The sequence below is a fragment of the Erythrobacter neustonensis genome, from assembly GCF_001663175.1.
In the GTDB taxonomy this organism is placed as follows: Bacteria; Pseudomonadota; Alphaproteobacteria; order Sphingomonadales; family Sphingomonadaceae; genus Erythrobacter; species Erythrobacter neustonensis.
In genome coordinates this window covers 2,878,699-2,900,890 of sequence record NZ_CP016033.1, presented here as the reverse complement: position 1 = coordinate 2,900,890, position 22,192 = coordinate 2,878,699, and the positions used below count along the sequence as shown (strand labels likewise).

Sequence of the window (22,192 nt, the reverse complement as noted above, 5' to 3'; positions counted from 1 at the left end):
GCGATCAGCCGATCACGGTGACAAACGAGTCGAGCACGCGCTTTTCGCCGACCTCCTCGAACATGATCGTCAGCTTGTTGCCTTCCTGATCGATCACGCAGCCGGTGCCGAAGCGCGTGTGCGAAACCATCGCCCCCACCGCGACATCGACACGCGCCGGTGCGGCAAAGCTCGCCGCCGAGCGGGTGTTTTCCTTGATCCGCACCGGCTTGGGATCATAGCCCGAAGCTATCGCGCGCTGCCATCCGGGGCCGCGCTGCTGCGCGCGTTCTGGCCGGTCGCGCGCGACATGCGCGAAGGGATCGTCCTGCTCGCTCCAGTTGGCGCGCCACAGCGATGCGCCGCCGGTCAGCGTGGTTTCCTGGTCGATATGCTCCTCGGGCAGTTCCTCGATGAAGCGCGAGGGAATGCTGCTGGTCCACTGGCCATAGATCCGGCGGTTCGCGGCGTGCAGGATCGTGCAGTGCCGCCGCGCCCGGGTGATCGCGACATATGCCAGCCGGCGCTCTTCCTCCAGAGAGGCAAGCCCGCCTTCGTCGATCGCGCGCTGCGAGGGGAACACGCCTTCTTCCCAGCCGACGCAGAAGACATTGTCGAACTCCAGCCCCTTGGCAGCGTGGATCGTCATGATCGTCACCGTCTCGCCTTCGTTGGCGCGGTCGTTGTCCATGACGAGGCTGACATGTTCGAGGAAATCGCCGAGCGTTGCGTATTCCTCCATCGCGCGGGCGAGTTCGGACAGGTTTTCCGCGCGCCCCGCACTCTCGGGCGAGCGATCGGCGGCGAGCATCGCGTTGTAGCCGCTTTCCTCCAGCACCAGCCGCAACAGATCCGAAGGCGACAGCACCTCGGATTGTTCGCGCCAGTGGAGGAACTGGCGCATCAGCGCGCCGATCGTGATCGCGCTGCGCTTGGGCAATTCGTCGCTGTCGGCCAGTTGCAGCGCAGCGGCCGCCAGCGGCAGGCCGGTGCGCCGTGCGTGGCTGTGCATCGCTTCGAGCGCCTTGGCACCGAGCCCGCGCTTGGGCTGGTTGTGGATTCGTTCGAACGCCAGATCGTCCTGCGGCTGTGCGATCAGCCGCAGATAGGCGAGCGCGTCGCGGATTTCGGCGCGCTCGTAAAAGCGGAAACCGCCGATGATCCGGTAATTGATACCGATCTGGATGAAGCGGTCTTCGAATTCGCGCGTCTGGTATTGCGCGCGCACGAGGATGGCGACCTGATCGAGCGCTGCGCCTTCGCGTTCGAGCCGCTCGATCGCCTCGCCCACGCGGCGCGCTTCCTCGGGCGCGTCCCACACGCCGATGACCTTGACCTTGTCGCCGCCATTGACCTCGGTCCACAGCGTCTTGTCGTGGCGCTGCGAGTTTTCGGCGATCAGGCCCGATGCCGCGCCAAGGATATGCGGGGTGGAGCGGTAATTCTGTTCGAGCCGGATCACTTCGGCGCCCGGGAAATCCTTCTCGAACCGCAGGATGTTGGCAACCTCGGCCCCGCGCCAGGAATAGATCGACTGGTCATCGTCGCCGACCACGCAGATGTTCTTGTGACCCTGCGCCAGCAGCCGCAGCCAGAGATACTGGACCGCATTGGTGTCCTGATATTCATCCACCATGATATAGCGGAACCGGCGCTGATAGTCGGTCAGGATGTCGCGGTGCGTCTTGAGGATCGTGACCATGTGCAGCATCAGGTCGCCGAAATCGCAGGCGTTCAATTGCCGCAGGCGTTCCTGATAGCGGGCATAGAGCGCGGTGCCCTTGCCATTGGCGTAAGCCTCGTTCTCGGTCGCATCGAGATCGGACGGGAGCAGGCCGCGGTTCTTCCAGCGGTCGATCAAGCCGGCCAGCTGGCGCGCGGGCCAGCGTTTCTCGTCCAGTTCGGCCTCTGCGATGAGCTGCTTGAGCAGGCGCAGCTGATCGTCGGTGTCGATGATGGTGTAATTGTGCTGCAGGCCGACCAATTCGGCATGGCGGCGCAGCATCTTGGCGCAGATCGAGTGGAAGGTGCCCAGCCAAGGCAGTCCCTCGGCCTGCGGGCCCAGATGATGCGCAACACGTTCGCGCATCTCGCGCGCGGCCTTGTTGGTGAAGGTAACGCACAGGATCTGCGAAGGGTAGGCGCGGCCCGTGGCGACAAGGTGCGCCAGCCGCGATGTCAGCGCGGCGGTCTTGCCCGTGCCGGCACCCGCGAGCATCAGCACCGGCCCTTCGGTCGCAAGCACGGCGGCACGCTGCGGCGGGTTCAGGCGCGCCGCATAGGCGGGAACCGATTCGGGCGAAGCGGGGGAGGGCAGGGTGTTGCTCATGGTGTCAGGCGAACAGGTAGGGAACAATGGGGCGGGGGGCAAGCAGCGCGGCGCGGAATAAAGCCTGTCGCAGCGCGAATGCCGGAATCGGCCCGCCGCTTTTCAGCCACATTTCCCGCCCGGTCGGGCCCGTGGCGGGATATCCGGCGCTCGGCACGATTGCGTCCCGAAATCGCGTGGGCATATTGATCCTGCCCGGCAAGCAGGGGATTGCACCGCCGGGCCTGGAAATTCGCTTTTTGCGTTCGTCGTGCTTGGGACACTTATTGATTGGAGTTACCCATGCACAAGTCTCTGAATACCTTCGGTCTCGCAACCGCTGCCGCTGCTCTGGCGATGACGCCGGCACTGGCCTTTGCGCAGGATCAGGCCTCCGTGGATACGGCAGAGCAACCCGCAGCCGAAGCCCCCGCGCAGGATGCTGCGCCCGTCGATGCCGCCGCAGCGACCCCGCCGGTCGAAAGCACGCCCGCCGATGCCGTGACCGCCCCGGCCGCCGCGCCGACGCTGTCGAGCGAGGAACAGGCCGCCAAGATGGAGGCCTGGCCTGCCGAACAGCGCACCGCCTTCGGCACCTGGACGCCCGAGATCCAGTCCTATTTCTGGACCTTGAGCGAAGATCGCCAGACGCTGTTCTGGCGGATTGCCGACGGCGACAAGGCAACGCTCGCCGCGATGGCCGAACCCCAGCGCGAAGCCACGTGGGTCGAACTCGAAACCCGCGTGAAAGCGATGAAGGGTTAAGCCCTAGCGGGTCGCAGCCGGGTCGGCGGGGGTATCAGGATCCATCCGCAAGAGATGGAGCTTCCCCTTGCCGACCCGGCGCTCCGCATCCTTGACGAGGCCCTTGATCGCGACATCCTCGTTGAAGGCGGTTTCGAGCGCGATCCAGGTCTCCGGCCCGATCCAGCCGAGCCGCAGCAGGCGATCAAGCGCGACTTCCCCCGCACCCGAATGGTAGGGCGGATCGGCCAGAATGAGGTCGAGCGGCCGGGTCGCCGATCGCAGGCCCATTACCGAACCCGTTTCAACCCGCGTCCGCAGCCCGGCATCCAGCGCCGCGATATTGGCGCGGATGACATCGACCGCCGCGCGGTCCTGCTCGACAAACAGACAATGCTCCGCGCCGCGCGACAGCGCCTCGAGGCCCAGCGCGCCCGAGCCTGCGAACAGATCTACCACCTGCAATCCGGCAAAATCGCCCAGCCGGCTGGTCAGCATCGCGAACAGCGTCTCGCGTGCGCGGTCGGCAGTGGGGCGCGTGGCCTCGCCCTTGGGGGCGACAAGCTTCCGGCCGCGCCATTCGCCTGCAATGATCCGCATTACCGGTTCCTCGTCGGCGGCGTCTTGCCGCGGGTGGGGGAGGGCCGCTTGCGCTGGCCTGCACCGGGCGAGCGCGGTTTTCTAGGGGCGACGCGATCCTTGCGCGCCGGGCCGCCATCACGGCTGGTCGGGCCACGGCGCGGGGCGTTGGTCAGCGTTTCGGCGCCCTTGCGCGGGCGCGAACGCGCATCGTCTCGCGGCGCCGGGCGTGCCTCACCGCGCGGAGCAGGGCGGGGCGCTGCGGATTTGCGCGGCGACGCGTCACGTTCGGGCGCAGCCACGCGCGGCGGCGGCGACTTGACCGGCGCGCCAATCGCGATCCGGTCGGCCTTCTTGACCCCGCCGCGCGGAATCGGCTCGCCCGTCATCTCGGACAGGAAATGCGCCACCGGCTTGCCGGTCAGCTCGACCGCCTGTCCGCGCGGCAGATCGCCGATGTTGAACGGGCCGTATCCGATGCGGATCAGGCGGTTCACCTGCAGCCCCATGAATTCGAGCACGTTGCGCACTTCGCGGTTCTTGCCTTCGGTGATCGTCATCTCGATCCACAGGTTGCGACCCGAGGAACGTTCGAGGTTGGCATCGATCGAGCCGTAGCGCACGCCGTCGATCTCGATCCCGTCCATCAGGCCTTCGAGCTGCGCCTGCGTCACCTCGCCGAAAGCGCGCGCGCGGTAGGTGCGCGGGATCTTGGTTGCGGGCAGTTCGAGCGTGCGCTTCAACCCGCCGTCATTGGTCAGCAGCAGCAGGCCTTCGGTGTTGAGGTCGAGCCGTCCCACCGGCATCAGCCGCGGCGTGCCCTTGGGCAGCGCGTTGCGCAGCGCGGTGTAGATCGTCGGGCGTCCGGCAGGATCGCGCTCGGCGGTGATGAGGCCGGCGGGCTTGTGGAACGCAAACAACCGGGTGGCTTCGGCGGCGGCGACCGGATTGCCGTCGACCGTCACGCCCTTGAGGTTGGTGAGGATCGTCGCGGGGGTATCGAGCACCTTGCCATCGAGCGCGACGCGCCCTTCGGCGATCATGCGCTCGATCTCGCGGCGGCTGGCGATGCCGGCGCGCGCAAGCAGCTTGGCGATGCGATCGCCCTCGGGGCGGTCGGCGGAGCGGGGAGGAAGGGTAGGCATGGCCGCGCGCCTAGAGCATTTTGCCGGCAAATGCGACCGGCGATAATATCGCGGTCAACCCGTCATGCGCTCGCTTGCGTCCAGCGCCGCGCGAACGATCTGGTCGAACCGCGCGATCCCGCCTTCAAGCGTGCCAAGTGTGATATGATCGACCGCGCCGCTCGAAAGCCCCTGCTGGCCCAGTTCCGCCGCGCGGAAATCCTCCGAAGCGAAGACCCCGCCATCGAGCAGGTTCCAGCTTTTTTCCCAATGCGCCAGCGCCTTTTCGGTCTGCGGCGCTTCGGGGATCAGCATGAAATCCTCGACCAGCGTGAGGTCGGCGGCCTGCGGCATCAGCACCATCACGTTGACGTAATCGGGGCTGGGAACGATGATCGTGGCGGGAAGCAACTGGTAGGCGAAGGTCACCACGCGGCGCAGGCTGGCCATGTCGGTGAGGTCGACGTGTTCCATCTCCTCCAGCCGTCCGACCGCGCTGCGCTGATGCGGGCCGATCTGGTCGCCGGCGGTGATCCCGTCCTTGAAGAAGGGGCCGATCGTGCCTGCGTGCAACCGGGTGACATGGTAGCTTTCGAGGAAGGCATCCATGATCAGCTTCCAGTTGCCCTTTACCGTGTGCAGCTTGCGCCGGAACAGGTGCGCCTGCGGCAGCGCAAACGCGTCGAGATCGCTGCCCAATTCGCGGGCAGGGCCGAAATCGGCACCGGGCCGCGGCGCAAACCAGATCAGCCCGCCTGCCTCGAAACTGGGCAGTTCGATGAGGCCGTAATCCGCCTTGTCGAGCCCGGGAAAGGTCTCGGGCCGGGGCAGGGCGAGCAATCCGCCATCAAGCCGATAGGTCCACGCGTGATAGGGGCACACCAGCCGCTTGGCGCATTGCACCTCGGTGCCTTCGACCAATCGCGTGCCTCGGTGGCGGCAGACGTTGAGGAAGACATGCGCGGTGCCGTCATTGTCGCGGGTGATCAGCAGCGGGCGGCCGGTGGCATCGTGCGGCACCGCCATGCCACTTTGCGGCAACAGCGCGGAGGGCGCGATCACTTGGGGCAGCCGGTCGAACAATGCGGCCTTTTCGCGCGCGAAGTGATCGGGGCAAGTGTAATTGCTCGCCGGCACCGTCTGAATGCCGCTCGCTTGCCGGCCCGCCCCACCCCGGATCGCCTCGGCCAGCGCCAATTGGCCCGGCGTTGGGCGCAATATGGGCATATCTGTTGTTGCGGCGTTCATCGCTCTTTTCTCATCCTCTCATGCCCGTCTAGTGTGCCACGAAACGGGGCCAGAGCAAAACTGCCGGACTAGATGGGATCGCCAATGGCTGAAGCCGCAACCACCAAGCCTACACGCCTGTCGCGCTGGATCGCGCTGATGGCGGCGCTGCGCCATCACAAGACCGCCTATGTCCTGCTGTTTGGCTTTGCCAGCGGCCTGCCCTATGCCCTTTTGTTGGGCACGCTTTATGCCTGGCTGAGCGACGCTGAGGTCGATGTCGAGACGATGGGCGTGTTCTCGCTGATCGGGCTGGCCTATGCCTTCAAGTTCCTGTGGTCGCCCGCGCTTGACCGGGTCGACATCCCCGGCCTCAGGCGGCTGGGCAAGCGCAAGCAATGGATCGTCACCGCGCAATTGCTGTTGGGTGCGATCCTGGTGATCCTGTCGCTGCTCGATCCGCTCTCGTCGCTGGGCGTGTTCTCGCTGCTCGCCGGGATCGGCGCTTTCGCCAGCGCGACGCAGGACGTGGTGATCGATGCCTGGCGGGTCGATGTGGCCGACGAGGTCGCGACGATCGACATCCTCTCGACCGTATTCCAGATGGGCTACCGTGTTGCCGCACTGGTCGGCGGCGCGCTCGCGCTGTTCATGGCTGAACGCATAGGCTGGCCAAGCGTGTTCGCCAGCATGGGCGGCATCCTGCTGTTCGTCGGCTTCCTCGGCCTGTTCGCGCCCGATGCTGAGCGCAGCCTTGCCGCGATGGAAAGCGAGCGCGCGAACCTCGGCACGCTGCGGCAGGCGGGCCAGATCGTGCCGCGCGTGCGGGCCTATGCGCTGGGCGCGGTTGCGCTGCTATGGGGCTGGGCGCTGTTCATCGTGCTCGACTTCATGATCGCCTCGCTGACCGCAACGCCCGAGACGCGGCCGGATTCGACCGAATTCGTCAGCCAGATGGGGCCGCTGATCGTGATCGCGACCGTGGTAATCCCCGGGCTGATCGCGGGATGGCTCGAAGCGATGCGCAAGCGGGGCCGCCACGTGCTTGCCGCCGATGCGCCCGCGAGCAGCGGCTGGGGCACCGCGCTCGACCACGGTTACCGCGCGCTGATCCTGCCGCTGGCCGAGATCATCGGGCGGCTGAAATGGGCCGCGGTGCTGGTGATCGCGCTGGTGCTGACCTACCGGATCACCGACGCGATCTGGGGCAGCTTTGCCTACCCGTTCTATCTGGGCGAGTTGCAATACACCAAGGACGAGGTCGCGATCGCGTCGAAGTTCTTCGGTGTGGGCGCGTTGATTGTCGGCCTTGCGCTGGGCGGCACATTGCTGACCGTGATCGGCCGGATGACCACGTTGACACTGGGCGCGGTGATCGCGGCACTGACCAACCTGCTCTATGCCGATCTAGCACTGGGCGGCGCGCAGATGCAGGCGGTCAGCGATGCGATCGGTTTCACCACGCTGATCGCAGGCTTTGGCGCGGAGGAGCGGATGGGCCGCCTGATGCTCGCCATCGCCGCGGAAAACATCGCGGTCGGCATCGCGGGGGCAGCCTTCGTCGCCTACCTCTCCAGCGTGGTCGCCAAGGGATACAGCGCGGTGCAATATGCGCTTCTGTCCTCGCTGACGATGCTGGTGGGCACGCTGGGCCGCCCGGCCTTGGGCCAGATGATCGAGGAGCGCGGCTATTACGACGTGTTTCTGCTGACCACGGGCATCGGAGGATTTGCGGTGGTGCTGTGCGTGGTCGAGTGGGTGCGGCAGGCCCGCTCGGGCCGCGCGGAAAACGCGCCGCCGCCCGAGCCTGCGATCTGAAGCGGCTTTCCTACCCCGGTTTCTGGCGGCAACCTTGTGCGGATGATGATCCCCGCGCACCTTTTTGCTATCGCTGCAACGGTGGCGGTGCAGGGGCCGGGTTTTTCGCTTCAGGACACTGTCTCATGTGTCTCCTACAGCGCGGCAGACGCGTTCAGTCGGGCAGTTCGCCGTTCAGCCGCAGCACTTCGCCCGCGAGGTAGAGCGAGCCCGCGATCAGCACCGGCAGGCCATCGTCGGGGATCATCGCCAGCGCAGCCGGCACATCGCGCGCGGCCCGCGCATCGGGGCCGAAGGCGGAGGCCGGGTGCCAGTCGTGTCCTGGCACGGGGACGGCGGTGATGCTGGCAAGCGAGCCGGCGAGCGGGCCGATCAGCGAGGCCGGGTCCTTGCCTTCGATCATCCCGATGATGAGGTGGAGCCGCTGCCCCGCAAAATGCGCGCCGACCATCGCACCGGCCTGCGGGTTGTGTCCGCCATCGAGCCACACCGCGCGCCGCCCCGTCAGCGGGCCGGGCGACAGCCGCTGCATCCGTGCAGGCCAGCGCGCCTGCTGCAAACCGAGCGAATACGCCCCGAAGCCGACCGGGATCTTGGTCTGATGACGCAGCATCGCGATCGCGAGGCCCGCGTTCTGGAACTGGTGCGCGCCGGCCAGCGCAGGCGCGGCGAGGTTCATGATATCGACCCCGTCGCCATGCGTCGCGTCGCCATAGCCGAGCCCGCCGTCGAATTCGGACGCGGTCCATTCCTCGCCCTGCACGAACAGCGGCGCACCTTTTTCGCGCGCCACGGCGGCGATGGTATCGGCCTCCAACTGCGGGCGGGCAATGCTGACCAGCGGAACGCCGCGTTTGGCGATGCCCGCCTTCTCGAACGCGATCCGCGCCATCGGCTCGGCCGGCACGCCCTCCTCGGGCGCGAGGAGGAAGCGTTCGTGATCGATGCCGAGTGCCGCGATCCCGCAGGCGGCGAGCGCCTCGGGTTCGAGCACGTTGGTCGCATCGAAGCGCCCGCCAAGGCCGACTTCGACCACGCAGGCATCCGCTGGCACGCGGGCAAAGGCGACGAACGCGGCGGCGATGGTGACTTCGAAGAAGCTGGGGGCGAGGTCTTCGCCTGCGTCGAGCACTTCGGCCAGCACCTCGGCGAGCAGCGCATCGTCGATCAATTCGCCCGCCAAGCGGATACGCTCGTTATAGCGCACGAGGTGGGGCGAGGTGGTGACGTGGACGCGGTAGCCCTGCGCCTCCAGCATCGCGCGCAGGAAGGCGCAGGTCGACCCCTTGCCGTTGGTGCCCGCGACATGGAACACCGGGGGCAGGCGATGGTGCGGGTTGCCCAGCCGCTCCATCAGCGCAGCGATCGTCTCCAGCCCAAGCCGTCCTTGCGGCAGGCTCAGCGCGGCAAGGCGATCGAGCTGGGCCTGAACGCGCGCGTCGTCCGACCGGCCGAAGTCACGCATGGGATGCGGTTACGCCGCTTTCACCGGGCTGAGGAAATCGAGCACCTGGCCCAGCGTAGCCTTCAGATCGTGGCGATTCACCACCATGTCGACCATGCCGTGCTTGTGCAGATATTCGGCGCGCTGGAAACCTTCGGGCAGCTGTTCGCGGATCGTGTCCTGGATCACGCGCTGGCCGGCAAAGCCGATCAGGGCGCCGGGTTCGGCAATGTGGATATCGCCGAGCATCGCGTAGCTTGCGGTCACGCCGCCGGTGGTGGGATCGGTCAGCACGACGATATAGGGCAGGCCCGCCGCCTTCAGCCGCCGCGTCATCACAGTGGCGCGGGGCATCTGCATCAGGCTGAGGATGCCCTCCTGCATCCGCGCGCCGCCCGCCGCGGTCACCACGACATAGGCGCAGCCGCGATCCAGCGCCTTTTGCGCGCCGTTGCAGAAGGCCTGACCCACGGCCATGCCCATCGAGCCGCCCATGAAGCTGAAATCCTGCACTCCGACCACCGCAGGCTTGGCGTCGATATGGCCCGAGCCGACCACGAAGGCATCATGATGCGGGTTCGCGGCGCGCGCGGCCTTGAGGCGGTCGGTGTATTTCTTGGTGTCCTTGAACTGCAGCGGGTCTTCGGTGACGCGCGGCAGCGGCAAAACCTCGAACCCGGCATCGAGCAGCAGCGCCAGCCGCGCATCGGCACCGATCCGTCCGTGATGCTCGCACTTCGGGCAGACCGAGAGGTTCGCCTCGTAATCCGCGACGAACAGCATCTCCTGGCACGAGGGGCACTTGATCCACAGATCCTTCTCGGTGGTCTTCTTGTCGGGCGAGAAGCCGAGCGAATTGCGGACGCGGTTGAACCAGTTCATGGGCGTTAGTCCTGTCGTGCGGTGTGGACCGCGTGAGCGAGAGCCGCGGTCAGCTCCTTTAGCTTGGCGGGCGCATTGGCGCCATACTCGGCGCAGATTTCCACCAGCGCCGAGCCGACGACAACGCCATCGGCAACGCGCGCGATGTCGGCGGCCTGCTCGGGCGTGCGCACGCCGAAGCCGACCGCGACGGGGATGTCGGTCGCTTGCTTGATCCGCGCGACATTGGCTTCGATGCTGGCGATCTGCGCCTGCTGCTTGCCGGTGATTCCGGCGACCGAGACGTAGTAGAGGAAACCTTGCGAGCCTGCGAGCACGTGCGGCAGGCGCGCGGCGTCGGTGGTGGGGGTGGCGAGGCGGATCGGGGCGATGCCCTTGGCCCGCAGGGCCGGGCCGAGCGCGTCGTCCTCCTCGGGCGGAATGTCGACGCAGATGACGCCGTCAACGCCAGCGGCGGCAGCGGCTTCGGCGAACCACTCGGGACCGCGGCGGACCATCGGGTTGGCATAGCCCATCAGCACCAGAGGCACGTTGGGGTGCCGGACGCGGAATTCCGTGGCGTAGTGCAGCACGTCCGCCGTGGTCGTGCCCGCGCCGAGGCTGCGCAGGTTGGCGCTCTGGATCGCGGGGCCATCGGCCATGGGATCGGTGAAGGGCATGCCGAGCTCGATCACATCCGCACCGGCTTCGACCAGCGCATCGAGATTGGCCGCGGTGTCCCCGTCGCCTGCGGTGATGAAGCAGACGAGCGCGGGGCGGGGGGCGGCGAAGGTGGTTGAGAGGCGGGTCATGCAAGCTTTCGATATGCGCTGAAGTAGAGCGCCATCGCCAAAGAAGCGATGGAGCATTTGATCAGTGTTTCAGTCCAGCGAATTTCCATTTCCGGAAAGATGACATGGGCCAAGGCGTACACCCCCACCATCACCAGAAAAATGATCGGCCATCGTTTGACAGCCTCGATAGGCCGAAGCCGGAGTTCCCCGCGTGACATTCGCATCGTGGCATTGACGGCAAGCAGCAACATCCCGGCAAATATCAGGAGAGCGCTGACTGCCATCAGACCGACATTATCCTGCGCAAGGAAATTCCACACGAACGCCAAAGCGAAGCCAAGGCAAGTGAGGATCCAGCCGGCTGCCTTCAAAGTTCGACTCCGAGCCTCTCAGCCACTGTGAAGATGTCCTTGTCGCCGCGCCCGCACAGGTTGGCGAGGATGATGCTGTCTTTCGGCATCGTCGGCGCAACCTTCTTCACCGCTGCAATAGCGTGCGAGGGTTCGAGGGCGGGGATGATCCCCTCGGTCGCGCACAGCAGCTGGAAGGCGTCCAAAGCCTCCTCGTCGGTGACTGCGGTGTAATCGACGCGGCCGCTTTCCTTGAGCCACGCGTGCTCCGGCCCGATGCCGGGGTAGTCGAGGCCAGCGCTGATTGAGTGGCCTTCGGTGATCTGGCCGTCCTCGTCCTGCAGCAGATAGGTGCGGTTGCCGTGCAGCACGCCGGGAACGCCGCCCAGCAGGCTCGCGGCGTGCTCGTTGCCGTCGAGGCCGTGGCCCGCCGCTTCCACGCCGAGCATCTTCACGCTCGGATCATCGAGGAAGGGATGGAACAGCCCCAGCGCATTCGATCCGCCGCCGATTGCCGCCACCAGCAGATCGGGCAGGCGTCCGGTGCGCTCGAGCAGCTGCGCACGCGCTTCCTTGCCGATCACGCTCTGGAAATCGCGCACCAGCTCGGGGTAGGGGTGCGGGCCGGCTGCGGTGCCAATGATGTAGAAAGTGTCGTGTACATTCGCGACCCAATCGCGCAGGCCCTCGTTCATCGCGTCCTTCAAGGTCGCGCCGCCGCTGGTGACCGGCACGACTTCGGCGCCCAGCAGCTTCATGCGGAAGACGTTGGGCGATTGCCGCTTCACGTCCTCGGCGCCCATGTAGATCACGCAAGGCAGGCCGAAGCGCGCGCACACCGTCGCGGTGGCGACGCCGTGTTGCCCCGCGCCGGTTTCGGCGATGATGCGGGTCTTGCCCATCCGGATCGCGAGCAGGATCTGGCCGATGCAGTTGTTGATCTTGTGCGCGCCGGTGTGATTCAATTCGTCGCGCTTGAACCACACCTGCGCGCCGCCCAATTCCTCGGTCAGTCGCGGCGCGAAATAGAGCGGCGAGGGGCGGCCCACGTAATGTTCGAGCAGGTCGTCGAACTCGGCCTGAAACGCCGGATCGGCCTGCGCTTTCCGGTATTCGCGCTCGAGATCGAGCACCAGCGGCATCAGCGTCTCGGCGACATAGCGCCCGCCGAACTGGCCGAAATGGCCGCGGTCGTCAGGCTGGTTGCGGAAGGAATTGAGAGGTGTGTTCATATCCGGGTCGCTTTGCAGAAGGCCGCGATCTTGTCCACGTCCTTGATACCGGGGGAACGCTCGACCCCCGAGGAAGTATCCACCAGAGGCGCGCCGGTCAGCCGGATCGCCTCGGCGACATTGGCGGGGGTGAGCCCGCCGGCGAGCCCCCAAGCCAGCGGTGCCTGCCATCCTGCAAGCAGGCTCCAGTCGAAACGGGTGCCGTTTCCGCCGGGCAGCGCGGAGGCTGGCGCATCGAGCAGCACGCGATCCGCCGCGCCCCGGAAGGCGGCAACTTCGGCAAGGCTCGGCGCATCCTTCACCGCCATCGCGCGCCACGCCTCAATCCCGGTTTCGGCGCGGAAGCGGACGAGCGTTTCGGGACTTTCGCCGCCGTGAAACTGGACCACATCGGGCGCGACAATGCGCACGGCTTCGTCCAGCAACGGCGCGTCGGGGTTCACCAGCAGCAAAACGGCTTTCACATGATCGGGCACCTGCCGCCGCAGCATCGCGATTGCGCCAAGCGCCAGATGGCGCGGGCTTTTGGCGAAATGGACAAAGCCGACATGGCTCGCGCCCGAACGAATCGCGGCGGCGAGCGTTTCGCTCGTGGAAATCCCGCAAATCTTGACAAGCGTCGGCATCGCGAGCGCACTTAGGCGCGCACGAGCGGCTTTTCCAGCACCACGAAGGTAATCGGCGGATCGCGCAGCACGGGGAAGGGCCGCGTTTCGCCGGTGCGGGCATAGCCGCGCCGTTCATACCACGCGATCAACGCATCGCGCCCGTCGATCACGGTCATCTCCATCGCCGCGATCGCCTCCCGCTGGGCAAGGTCTTCCGCCGCGTCGAGCAGCTTCCGGCCAATGCCCGAAGATTGCAGCGTCGGCCGCACGCACAGCATCCCGAGATAGGCAAGGCCAGCGTGTTTGCGCGTCACCGCGACGCAACCGATGAGGTTTTCGCCTTCGCGCGCGGTCAGGATCGTAACCGCCGGATCGCAGAGCAGTGCGGCAAGCTCGTCAGCACCGATGCGCTCATCGTCGAGGATATCGGCCTCGTGATTCCAGCCGGCCCGCGCCGAATCGCCGCGATAGGCGGTTTCGAGCAGGTCTTTAAGCGCAGGTGCGTCGGCCAGAGTTGCCGCGGCGATGCGGATCAAAGCGTCGCCTCGATTGCGCGGGCGGCAGCGACAGGGTCGTCGGCGCGGCTGATCGGGCGGCCGATCACCAGCACGCTCGCGCCGCTGTCGCGCGCGGCGCGCGGGGTGACGACGCGTTTCTGGTCGCCCGCTCCGCCGCCGTTCTTTGCGCCGGTGGGACGCAGGCCGGGGACGACGAAGAACCCGTCGCGCCATGCCTTGCGCACCATCGCGACTTCCTGTCCCGAACACACGATCCCGTCGAGCCCAGCTTCGTGCGCCAGTTCGGCGAGCCGCATCACCTGCGTTTCGGCGCTGCCATAGACGCCCGTGGCAGTCAGATCATTGGTGTCGAGACTGGTCAGCATCGTCACCGCGACCACCTTGCAACCTTCTGCGGCCGCCGCCTTGGCATCCTCCATCATCGCGCGCCCGCCGGTGGCGTGGACGGTCACGATTGCAGGTTCATGCACGTGGATCGCCTGCATCGCCTTGGCTACGGTGTTGGGGATGTCGTGGAACTTGAGGTCGAGGAAAATCGGCAGGCCCATGTGCGCGATCTCGTGCACGCCGTGCGCGCCGTGCGCGCAGAAGAATTCGAGGCCCAGCTTTACCCCGCCGATATGCGCCTTGACCTTTTGAAGCAGCGCCTTGGCCGGTTCGAGCTGCGGAACATCGAGCGCCAGATAGATCGGATTGCTCATTCGCCGCCTCCTCCATCGCCAGAGCCGCCGTCGCCGGTGTCCCCTGCATCATGGCTTGCAAAGCTGTCGGCGCTGTCTCCACCGGTTTTGCCGGATTTTTCCACAGGGCTGTCCGACGCGAAGGCCGTGTTGCTGACCACGGTCCCATCGCTGCGATGCGACAGCGCCGAATTCTTGAGCGAGGTTTCGAGCGCGCGGATGCGGCGGTTCTGGTTCCAGACCACGCTGCGATGCAGCGCCCACATCGGCACGAAGCCCGCGAGGAAGGCGAGCAGCACCAGCATCGGCACCTTGGTTTCCAGTACGAGGTTCTGCCACAGGGCCAGTTCGACCGGCTCCCAGTTGTAGATCGCAAAGATCAGGAACGCGATGGCGAGCAGAACAAGGATGATGGTGCGAAGGATCTTCACGAGGGGGAGTTCTCCACTTGGCCCGGCTACGAAACTAGGCAAAACGCGCGGCGTGTCCAGCCGCGCGCCTTGCGCCTATCCGAAGACGCGGGCGAAGATCGTGTCGACGTGCTTGAAGTGATAGGCCAGATCGAACTTCTCATCGAGCTGTGACGGCGTCAGCGCGGCGGTGACATCGGCATCGGCCTTGAGCAGGTCAAGCAGCGACAGGTCGCCATCCGATTCCCACACCTTCATCGCGTTGCGCTGAACCAGCCGGTAGCTTTCGTCGCGCGTCAGGCCCGCCTGCGTCAGCGCCAGCAGCACGCGCTGCGAATGGATGAGGCCGCCCATCCGGTTCATGTTCTTTTCCATGCGTGCAGGATAGACCAGCAGCTTGTCGATCACCCCGGTCAGCCGCGCGAGCGCGAAGTCGAGCGTGATCGTCGCATCGGGCCCGATGTAGCGTTCGACCGAAGAGTGCGAGATATCGCGCTCGTGCCACAGCGCGACGTTCTCCAGCGCGGGGGTGACAGCCGCGCGCACCACGCGCGCAAGGCCCGTGAGGTTTTCGGTGAGGATCGGATTGCGCTTGTGCGGCATCGCGCTCGACCCCTTCTGACCGGGCGAGAAATATTCTTCCGCCTCGAGCACTTCGGTGCGTTGCAGGTGGCGGATTTCGACCGCGACCCGCTCGATCGAACTGGCGATGACGCCCAGCGTGGCAAAGAACATCGCATGGCGATCGCGCGGGATCACCTGCGTCGACACGGGCTCAACCGCCAATCCCAGCTTCTGGGCGACATATTCCTCGACCGCGGGATCGACATTGGCAAACGTCCCCACCGCGCCGCTGATCGCGCAGGTCGCGATTTCGGCGCGCGCTGCGATCAGCCGGTTGCGGCAGCGTGCGAACTCGGCATAGGCTTCAGCGAGCTTCAGCCCGAAGGTCACAGGCTCGGCATGGATGCCGTGGCTGCGGCCGATGGTGGGGGTGTATTTGTGTTCTTCGGCGCGGGTCCGGATCGCGGCGAGCAGCGCGTCGAGATCGGCCAGCAGGATGTCGCTCGCCCGCGCCAGTTGCACCGACAGTGTCGTGTCGAGCACATCGGAAGAGGTCATGCCTTGGTGCATGAAGCGCGCTTCCTCGCCCACTTCGCGCGCGACCCAGTCGAGGAAGGCGATCACATCATGCTTGGTCACCGCTTCGATCGCGTCGATCGCGGCAACATCGATAGCGGGGTTCGTGGCCCACCAGTCCCACAGCGCCTTCGCCGCGGACTGCGGCACCACGCCCAGATCGGCAAGCTTCTGCGTCGCGTGCGCTTCGATCTCGAACCAGATGCGGTATTTTGCTTCCGGCTCCCACAGTGCAGTCATCGCGGGGCGGGCGTAACGGGGGACCATGTTCGACTCCAGTTGTCAGGCGCGGACGTGTTGCAGCCGCGCCTAGGGAAGGGGGCCGGTCAAGGCAAGGTCGCCTGCATGCGCGACGCCTGCGGGACAAGCGCCGGATCGATCGATTCTGCCACCCGGCGCGCGGCCGACAACGTCATGTGGCTGCCGTCCCAATAGTTGAGCGTTCCGTCCTGCACGAACCAGCATTGCGCCGGGCCGCACAGGCTCGTCGCGGGATCGATATAGGCAAATCCGGGGGTCGCGGCGGCAAAGGCTTTGAGCTGCGCACTGATAGCGCGGCCCTCGGCCAAGGCAGCGGGATAGCCCATCGGGCAATCGGTATTGAGCGGGGCGCGGCATCGCAGCCAGCCCTCGGCGTATTGCTCGCCCGCTGCCCATGCGGTGGGCGAATTGCCGACGAGCACGATTCGCGTGTCTTGCGGCAGTCGCGTCTTCATTCGGCGGAGCGCGGCGAGCAACAGCGCCGCGCCGCGCGCTTCGGTGGTCGATCCGATCGCCTCGCCCGATCCCTCGCGATAGAGCGTGCGCTCCCACCGCTGCGCCCAGATCACCGTGCGCACGCCGCGGTCTTGCAGCACGTCGGCCAATTGTCCGGGCAGGGCATCGCAATCGGCGGAGTATTTCCAGTCCGGCGGATTGTTGCGCAGGTTGTCCGCGGCAAGGCAGCCCGATTGGCTGATCAGCGCGCCGGGTCCGAACCGCTCGGCCAATGCGGGGTAATATTGCGCCGCGTGGCTATCGCCGTAGAGCACGAATTCAAGCTTGCCCCGGGGCGGGATGATGACGGGGATATTGGCAAGCGGCGGTTTCAGCCCGTCCATCCGCACTGCCGCTGGCCCGCTGGCGGGCAACAGCCAACCGGCAAAGCCTGCCGCCCCCAGCGCTGCCGGCACCGCCAGCGCGAATATCGCGGCGAGCATCAAGGGCGCGCCGCGTTTGAGAACCTTGCGGCGGCGCACCGGCTGCTCGATCCAGCGATAGGACGCGGCGCCAAGCCCGACCGCCACCACGATCAGCGCGCCGCGCGCGGCAACCGGCAGACCGCCAAACCACAGGTAATCGCCCAGCGCCAGCAGCGGCTGATGCCACAGGTAAGTGCCGAAAGAGACAAGCCCGAGGCCGGCCACCCCGCGCAGTCCCAGCATCCGGCCCGCCAGCGTTCCGCGATGCGCGTGGCGGATCACCAGCACTGCCCCCAGCGTCGGCAGCAGGAACCACGCGCCGGCCGCCGGGGTGCCGGGGCCGATCAGGCCAAAGCCTGCCGCAATCAGCGCCAGACCCAGCGCTGCGATGAGCCCGTGCGGATGCCGCGGCAGCGGGACGAGCGCGCACAGCGCGCCAAGACCAAGCTCCCACATCCGCGTCGGCAGCAGATAGAACGCCCCCAGCGGCCAGCGCGGTGCGTGCCACACTGCCAGCGCGAAACTCGCCAGAGTGATTGCCGCAACCGCCACCACTACGGCGCGCCGCCGCCACCGGAACAGCGCCAGCATCAACACCGGGAACACCAGATAGAACTGTTCTTCCACCCCCAGCGTCCATGTGTGGATCAGCGGCGCATATCCCGCCGCAGTCGCGAAATAATCGACATCGCGGGCGAACAGCAGATTCGGCCCGAACAGCGCGGCCGCCACAAGGCTCTTGGAAAACTGGACGAACTCATTGGGCGTAAGGATCGCCCAGGCGGCGATTGCCGTCACCCACAGCATCACCGCAAGCGCCGGGACGATCCGGCGGATGCGGCGCTGCCAGAATTGCCTAAGGCCGAAGCGCCCCGCCGCAAGCTCGCCCGCAATGATCGCAGTGATCAGATAGCCGCTGATGACGAAGAAGATGTCGACCCCGGCAAACCCGCCCGGCAACCACGCGGGCAAGGCGTGGCCGATCACCACCGAGGCAATCGCGACGGCGCGCAGCCCGTCGATCTCGGGGCGATGATCCAGCCGCGCGGGGCTGGCAAGCCGTGTCATGGGTCAGATCAGTCCCTTGGCGCGCAGGCTGGTGTGGCCTTCGCGTCCGATGATCACATGATCGTGGACCGTCACGCCCATGTGCCGCCCGGCTTCGGCGATGCGCTGGGTGATCTGGATATCGGCGCGACTGGGTTCGGGCGAGCCGCTGGGATGGTTGTGGACCAGGATCATCGCGGTCGCGCCCACGTCCAGCGCACGGCGGATCACTTCGCGCGGATGGATCGCGGCCTCGTCTATGCTGCCGTCGCCGACGTGGTGATCCTCGATCAGGCGGTTTCTGGTGTCGAGATAGAGCACCCGCACGCGTTCAACCGTCAGATGCGCCATGTCGGTGGTGAGATAATCGATCAGTGCCTGCCAACTGGCGAGCACGGGCTTGCCGATAATCTCGCCCCGCGCCATGCGCCGCGCGGCCAGAGCGACCGCCCGCAATCCGGCGGCGGAATTCTCGCCCACGCCCTTGGTGCGTTGCAGCGCCTTGGGATCGGCATTGAGCACGCCGGCAAGGCTGCCGTATTGTGCCAGCAACGCTTTGGCGATCGGCTTGGTGTTGCCGCGCGGGATCGCTGCGAACAGGAGGTATTCGAGCACTTCGTAATCGGCCAGCGCCTCGGCCCCGCCGGTCAACAACCGGGTGCGCAACCGCGCGCGGTGGCCTTCGCCGGCGGCCTTGCCCGCATCCCAATCGGGCACGGCATCATCGAGGAAATCGAAACGGTCTTCAGCTTCCGGCAAGGCGACCTCCGGGAAAGCATTGGCAAAGCACACTCATTGCCTTTGGTCGATGATGCGCGCAAGTGGCGGAGACGATGGGCCCGAGAGATGGCGAGGACTTGGAAGTGTCGCATGGCGGCAATGCGCCCGGCACACGCCGCTGGCGCCGCCGTGTCATGCTCGGGCTGTCGGGTGTCGCACTGATGGCGGTCGCAGGCGCGTGGATCAGCCGCGAACGAATCGCGGGCGATGCGATCGACGATTATCTTGGCGCCCGCGGCGTGCCCGCAGCCTACCGTATCGTCAGCCTGACACCTTCGCGCCAAGTGATCGAAAATCTCGTGGTGGGCGATCCAGCGCGCCCCGATCTGACCGTGCGCCGGATGGTGATCGATATCGGCGTGGGCTGGCAGGGGCCGCATGTGCGCCGGGTGACAGTCGATGGCGCGCGCGCCTTTGCGACGCTGCAGGGCGGGGTGTTCAGCCTCGGCAAGCTCGATCCGCTGCTGTTCACCGGCAGCGATGCAGCGCCCGCTCTGCCGGCACTCGATGTCGTAATCCGCGATGCCCGCGCTCTGGTCGAAAGCGATTACGGCCGGGTCGGGATCAAGCTGGAAGGGGCGGGGCGGCTCGACGATGGCTTTGCCGGAACGCTTGCGGCGAGCGCGCCGGGGATCGGCACGGCGGCCTGCCGCGCGGGGAATGCAACGCTTTATGGCACGTTGACGACGGAGGGCGGCGCGCCGTCGCTCGATGGGCCGCTGCGCCTTGCCGACCTTGCCTGCGGGGGCGCACGGCTGGCGCGCGCGGATGTGGGGACCAGGCTTCGCATCGGTCCCGATCTTGCCGCCGCCGATGCCGATTTCGCGGTGCGCGCAAGCGGCGCGCAGGTTGCCGGCGTGCGCGCGGCAGGGATCGGCGGAAACGCGCAACTCGGCTGGTCGCAAGGGCGGATCGCGCTGGGCCACGAACTCGCGCTGACCGGGATCGCCGCCTCGCAAGGCCGCCTTGCCCGGCTCGCGCTAGATGGCAACTGGCGCGGCGCGCAGGACGGATCGAGCGGGCAGTGGGAGGGCGGTTTTCGCGCCGCCGGATTGGCGCCGGCGAGCGACTTTTCGGCCAGCCTCGCCGCGCTCGAACGCTCGGCCGGCGGCACGCTTGCCGCCCCGCTGCTGGCGCGTGCGCGCACCGCCTTGTCGAGCGCGCTGACCGGCAGCAGCCTGCGCGGCGAGGCGATCATTCGTCACAAGGGTAGCTCTGCCTCGCTGGTGGTGCCGCAAGCCACCCTGTCGAGCCGCCGCGGCGTGCGGGTGCTCGCGCTGTCGCGCCTCAATGCGGCATGGGAAGGCGGCGCGGTCCGCGGGCTTGGTGGCAGCCTGGTGGCAGGCGGGGAAGGGCTGCCCGCGATCAACGGCCGGATTGCGCAAAGCCGCGGCGGGGGATGGACCGCGCGGCTGAGCATGGCCGATTACGCCGCCGGGCCCAATCGCCTCGCAATTCCGCGCCTGACGCTGACCGCAGCGCCCGATGGCGCGATCCGCTTTGCCGGGCAGGCCGCGGCGAGCGGGGTGCTGCCCGGCGGGATGGTGCGCGATCTCGCCTTGCCGCTGGAAGGGCGCTGGTCGCACGATGCGGGCCTGATGCTGGGGACGCGCTGCACCCCGATCCGTTTTGCGCAATTGTCGCTGTCGGGGCTGACGCTGGCGAATGATGCAATCACGCTGTGCCCCGAAGGGCGCGGCCCGATGCTCGCTTACGATTCCGGCCTGCGGCTTGCCGCGCGCAGCGATGCGGTGGAGCTGAACGGCACGCTGGGCGACAGCCCGGCAAGCCTGTCCGCGCGCAGCCTCAGCCTGCGCTATCCTGCGCCCTTCATGCTGGCCGATGTTGCCGCACGGATCGGCACCGGCGACAGCGAGGTGCGGATCTCCGCCGCAAGCCTGACCGGCCGGCTCGGCGCAGTGCCGCAAGGCAGTTTCACCGGCGGCACCGCGCGGCTGGCAGCAGTGCCGTTCGATCTCGATACCATCGCGGGCGGCTGGCGCTTTGCCAATGGCGCCTTGCGAATCGACGATGCCGCCTTCACGTTGTCTGACCGGCCGGCCGAAGGCGAAGCGCGGTTCAAGCCGCTTGCCGCGGATGCTGCGCAGCTGACGCTCGCCGATGGCCGGATCACCGCCGATGCCTTGCTGCGCCACCGCGAATCAGGCCGGCTGGTGGCCGAGGTCGCGATTCGCCACACGCTCGCATCATCCACCGGCGGCGCGCAGCTGACCGTCCCCGGCCTGTTGTTCGACCGCCGCCTGCAGCCCGAGGATCTGTCGGACCTTGCCAAGGGCGTGATCGCCTTTGCCGATGGCACGGTCTCGGGCGAGGGGCGGATCGACTGGGCGGACGGCGCAATCACCAGCAGCGGACGCTTCGCCAGCGACGGGTTCGATTTTGCCGCCGCCTTCGGCCCGGTGCGCGGGGTCAAGGGGACGGTGGTGTTCACCGATCTGCTCAACCTCACCACCGCGCCCGACCAGCGACTTACGATCGGCGCAATCAACCCGGGGATCGAGGTGCTCGACGGCACTGTCCAGTTCGAGCTCGCCGACCGCAACCGATTGACGCTGGAGGATGCGCGCTTCCCCTTCATGGGCGGCACGCTGACGATGCGGCCCTTGGTAATGGATTTCAGCCGCCCGGAAGAGCGCCGCTACGTGTTCGATATCGAAGGGCTCGATGCCGCGACCTTCGTGGCGCAGATGGAGCTTGCCAATCTGTCGGCGACCGGGGTGTTCGACGGGACCGTGCCGATCGTGTTCGATGCCAATGGCAACGGCCGGATCGAAGGCGGGCTGCTGACCGCGCGGCCCGGCGGGGGCAATATCGCCTATCTGGGCGATCTGGCGTATGAGAATCTCGGCGCGATGGGCAATTATGCCTTTTCCGCGCTCCGATCGCTCGACTACCGCGAAATGAACGTGACGCTGGGCGGGGATCTGGCCGGGGAGATCGTCACCAGCTTCAATTTCGACGGCATCCGGCAGGGTGCGGGCACCAGCCAGAACTTCATCACCCGCCGCCTTGCCAAGTTGCCGATCCAGTTCCGGATCAACGTCCGCTCGCAGAATTTCAGCCAGCTGGCGATGATCGCGCGCGGGCTGGGCGGGGCGGAAACCTGGCTCGACCTGTTCGAGGACAGCCAGGTGCGCAGCCAGGTCGAAAAATTGAAAGCCGCGCGCGAACGCGCCCGCGCCGATGCCGCTGCGCCGGCCACGCCCGATCCCAATGCACCCGATGTGCCGTGAACGCGCCGGCACCTTCTCATTCAACCTTCAGAAAGCGATGCTCTGCCATGCCACCAGTCAAATTGACCCCGACCCCCGGCAATGCGAAGACCCGCACAGGTCCGATCGCGCAAA

Annotated in this window: 19 protein-coding genes; 3 read left to right on the top strand and 16 right to left on the bottom strand. The window is 66.9% G+C overall.

The window, feature by feature from the left end; all coding sequences use genetic code 11:
- Positions 1 to 4: 4 nt before the first annotated feature.
- Positions 5 to 2,308 (bottom strand): ATP-dependent helicase, encoded by a 2,304-nt coding sequence (locus A9D12_RS13485; protein ID WP_068352715.1) that lies wholly within the window; start codon positions 2,306 to 2,308, stop codon positions 5 to 7.
- Positions 2,309 to 2,590: 282 nt separating this feature from the next.
- Here A9D12_RS13485 and A9D12_RS13475 point away from each other — a divergent pair, with 282 nt between their 5' ends.
- Positions 2,591 to 3,052 (top strand): hypothetical protein, encoded by a 462-nt coding sequence (locus A9D12_RS13475; protein WP_068352709.1) that lies wholly within the window; start codon positions 2,591 to 2,593, stop codon positions 3,050 to 3,052.
- Positions 3,053 to 3,055: 3 nt separating this feature from the next.
- Here the strand turns inward: A9D12_RS13475 and rsmD are convergent, their stop codons facing one another.
- The 3 genes from rsmD to A9D12_RS13460 are packed head-to-tail and all read right to left on the bottom strand — an operon-like array spanning position 3,056 to position 5,961.
- A complete protein-coding gene (rsmD, locus tag A9D12_RS13470) occupies positions 3,056 to 3,631 on the bottom strand; it encodes a 16S rRNA (guanine(966)-N(2))-methyltransferase RsmD (protein WP_068352707.1) in 576 nt (191 codons plus the stop codon).
- Complete coding sequence (locus A9D12_RS15160) at positions 3,631 to 4,755, bottom strand: pseudouridine synthase (protein ID WP_335645779.1); 1,125 nt, start codon at positions 4,753 to 4,755, stop codon at positions 3,631 to 3,633. Before A9D12_RS15160 ends, rsmD begins: the two co-directional genes overlap by 1 nt.
- Positions 4,756 to 4,809: 54 nt before the next feature.
- Complete coding sequence (locus A9D12_RS13460; protein WP_231889636.1) at positions 4,810 to 5,961, bottom strand: aromatic ring-hydroxylating oxygenase subunit alpha; 1,152 nt, start codon at positions 5,959 to 5,961, stop codon at positions 4,810 to 4,812.
- Between the two features lie 105 nt (positions 5,962 to 6,066).
- On the opposite strand from A9D12_RS13460, the gene A9D12_RS13455 reads away from it, so the two are divergent.
- Complete coding sequence (locus tag A9D12_RS13455) at positions 6,067 to 7,779, top strand: AmpG family muropeptide MFS transporter (RefSeq protein ID WP_068352701.1); 1,713 nt, start codon at positions 6,067 to 6,069, stop codon at positions 7,777 to 7,779.
- Positions 7,780 to 7,933: 154 nt separating this feature from the next.
- Here A9D12_RS13455 and A9D12_RS13450 read toward each other — a convergent pair whose 3' ends face one another.
- The 12 genes from A9D12_RS13450 to radC all read right to left on the bottom strand — a co-directional run bounded on the left by A9D12_RS13450 (position 7,934) and on the right by radC (position 18,803).
- The gene (locus A9D12_RS13450) at positions 7,934 to 9,244 is read right to left on the bottom strand and encodes a bifunctional folylpolyglutamate synthase/dihydrofolate synthase (protein WP_068352698.1); all 1,311 of its coding nucleotides are present in this window, start codon (positions 9,242 to 9,244) and stop codon (positions 7,934 to 7,936) included.
- A gap of 9 nt (positions 9,245 to 9,253) precedes the next feature.
- Positions 9,254 to 10,105 carry an acetyl-CoA carboxylase, carboxyltransferase subunit beta gene (gene accD / locus A9D12_RS13445; RefSeq protein ID WP_068352688.1) on the bottom strand — a complete coding sequence of 284 codons (852 nt, stop codon included), beginning with the start codon at positions 10,103 to 10,105 and terminating at the stop codon, positions 9,254 to 9,256.
- A gap of 5 nt (positions 10,106 to 10,110) precedes the next feature.
- A complete protein-coding gene (gene trpA / locus A9D12_RS13440) occupies positions 10,111 to 10,896 on the bottom strand; it encodes a tryptophan synthase subunit alpha (protein ID WP_068352685.1) in 786 nt (261 codons plus the stop codon).
- Positions 10,893 to 11,249 carry a hypothetical protein gene (locus tag A9D12_RS13435; RefSeq protein WP_156522890.1) on the bottom strand — a complete coding sequence of 119 codons (357 nt, stop codon included), beginning with the start codon at positions 11,247 to 11,249 and terminating at the stop codon, positions 10,893 to 10,895. The genes trpA and A9D12_RS13435 overlap by 4 nt, the downstream gene beginning before the upstream one ends.
- Complete coding sequence (gene trpB, locus A9D12_RS13430) at positions 11,246 to 12,460, bottom strand: tryptophan synthase subunit beta (RefSeq protein ID WP_068352678.1); 1,215 nt, start codon at positions 12,458 to 12,460, stop codon at positions 11,246 to 11,248. The genes A9D12_RS13435 and trpB overlap by 4 nt, the downstream gene beginning before the upstream one ends.
- Entirely contained in the window at positions 12,457 to 13,086 is a 630-nt protein-coding gene (locus A9D12_RS13425) for a phosphoribosylanthranilate isomerase (RefSeq protein ID WP_068352677.1), read from the bottom strand. The genes trpB and A9D12_RS13425 overlap by 4 nt, the downstream gene beginning before the upstream one ends.
- Positions 13,087 to 13,097: 11 nt before the next feature.
- Entirely contained in the window at positions 13,098 to 13,604 is a 507-nt protein-coding gene (locus A9D12_RS13420) for a GNAT family N-acetyltransferase (RefSeq protein WP_197489829.1), read from the bottom strand.
- On the bottom strand, positions 13,601 to 14,287 hold the full coding sequence (gene pyrF / locus A9D12_RS13415; protein ID WP_068352675.1) for an orotidine-5'-phosphate decarboxylase: 687 nt from the start codon (positions 14,285 to 14,287) through the stop codon (positions 13,601 to 13,603). Before pyrF ends, A9D12_RS13420 begins: the two co-directional genes overlap by 4 nt.
- Positions 14,284 to 14,697 (bottom strand): LapA family protein, encoded by a 414-nt coding sequence (locus tag A9D12_RS13410; protein WP_068352672.1) that lies wholly within the window; start codon positions 14,695 to 14,697, stop codon positions 14,284 to 14,286. Before A9D12_RS13410 ends, pyrF begins: the two co-directional genes overlap by 4 nt.
- Positions 14,698 to 14,772: 75 nt before the next feature.
- Entirely contained in the window at positions 14,773 to 16,083 is a 1,311-nt protein-coding gene (gene purB / locus A9D12_RS13405) for an adenylosuccinate lyase (RefSeq protein ID WP_068352669.1), read from the bottom strand.
- 59 nt (positions 16,084 to 16,142) lie between these two features.
- Positions 16,143 to 18,065, bottom strand: a complete 1,923-nt coding sequence (locus tag A9D12_RS13400) for an acyltransferase family protein (RefSeq protein WP_068352666.1) — start codon at positions 18,063 to 18,065, stop codon at positions 16,143 to 16,145.
- Positions 18,066 to 18,068: 3 nt separating this feature from the next.
- On the bottom strand, positions 18,069 to 18,803 hold the full coding sequence (gene radC, locus A9D12_RS13395; protein ID WP_068354548.1) for a RadC family protein: 735 nt from the start codon (positions 18,801 to 18,803) through the stop codon (positions 18,069 to 18,071).
- 74 nt (positions 18,804 to 18,877) lie between these two features.
- Here radC and A9D12_RS13390 point away from each other — a divergent pair, with 74 nt between their 5' ends.
- Entirely contained in the window at positions 18,878 to 22,078 is a 3,201-nt protein-coding gene (locus A9D12_RS13390; RefSeq protein ID WP_068352664.1) for an intermembrane phospholipid transport protein YdbH family protein, read from the top strand.
- Positions 22,079 to 22,192: the final 114 nt, after the last annotated feature.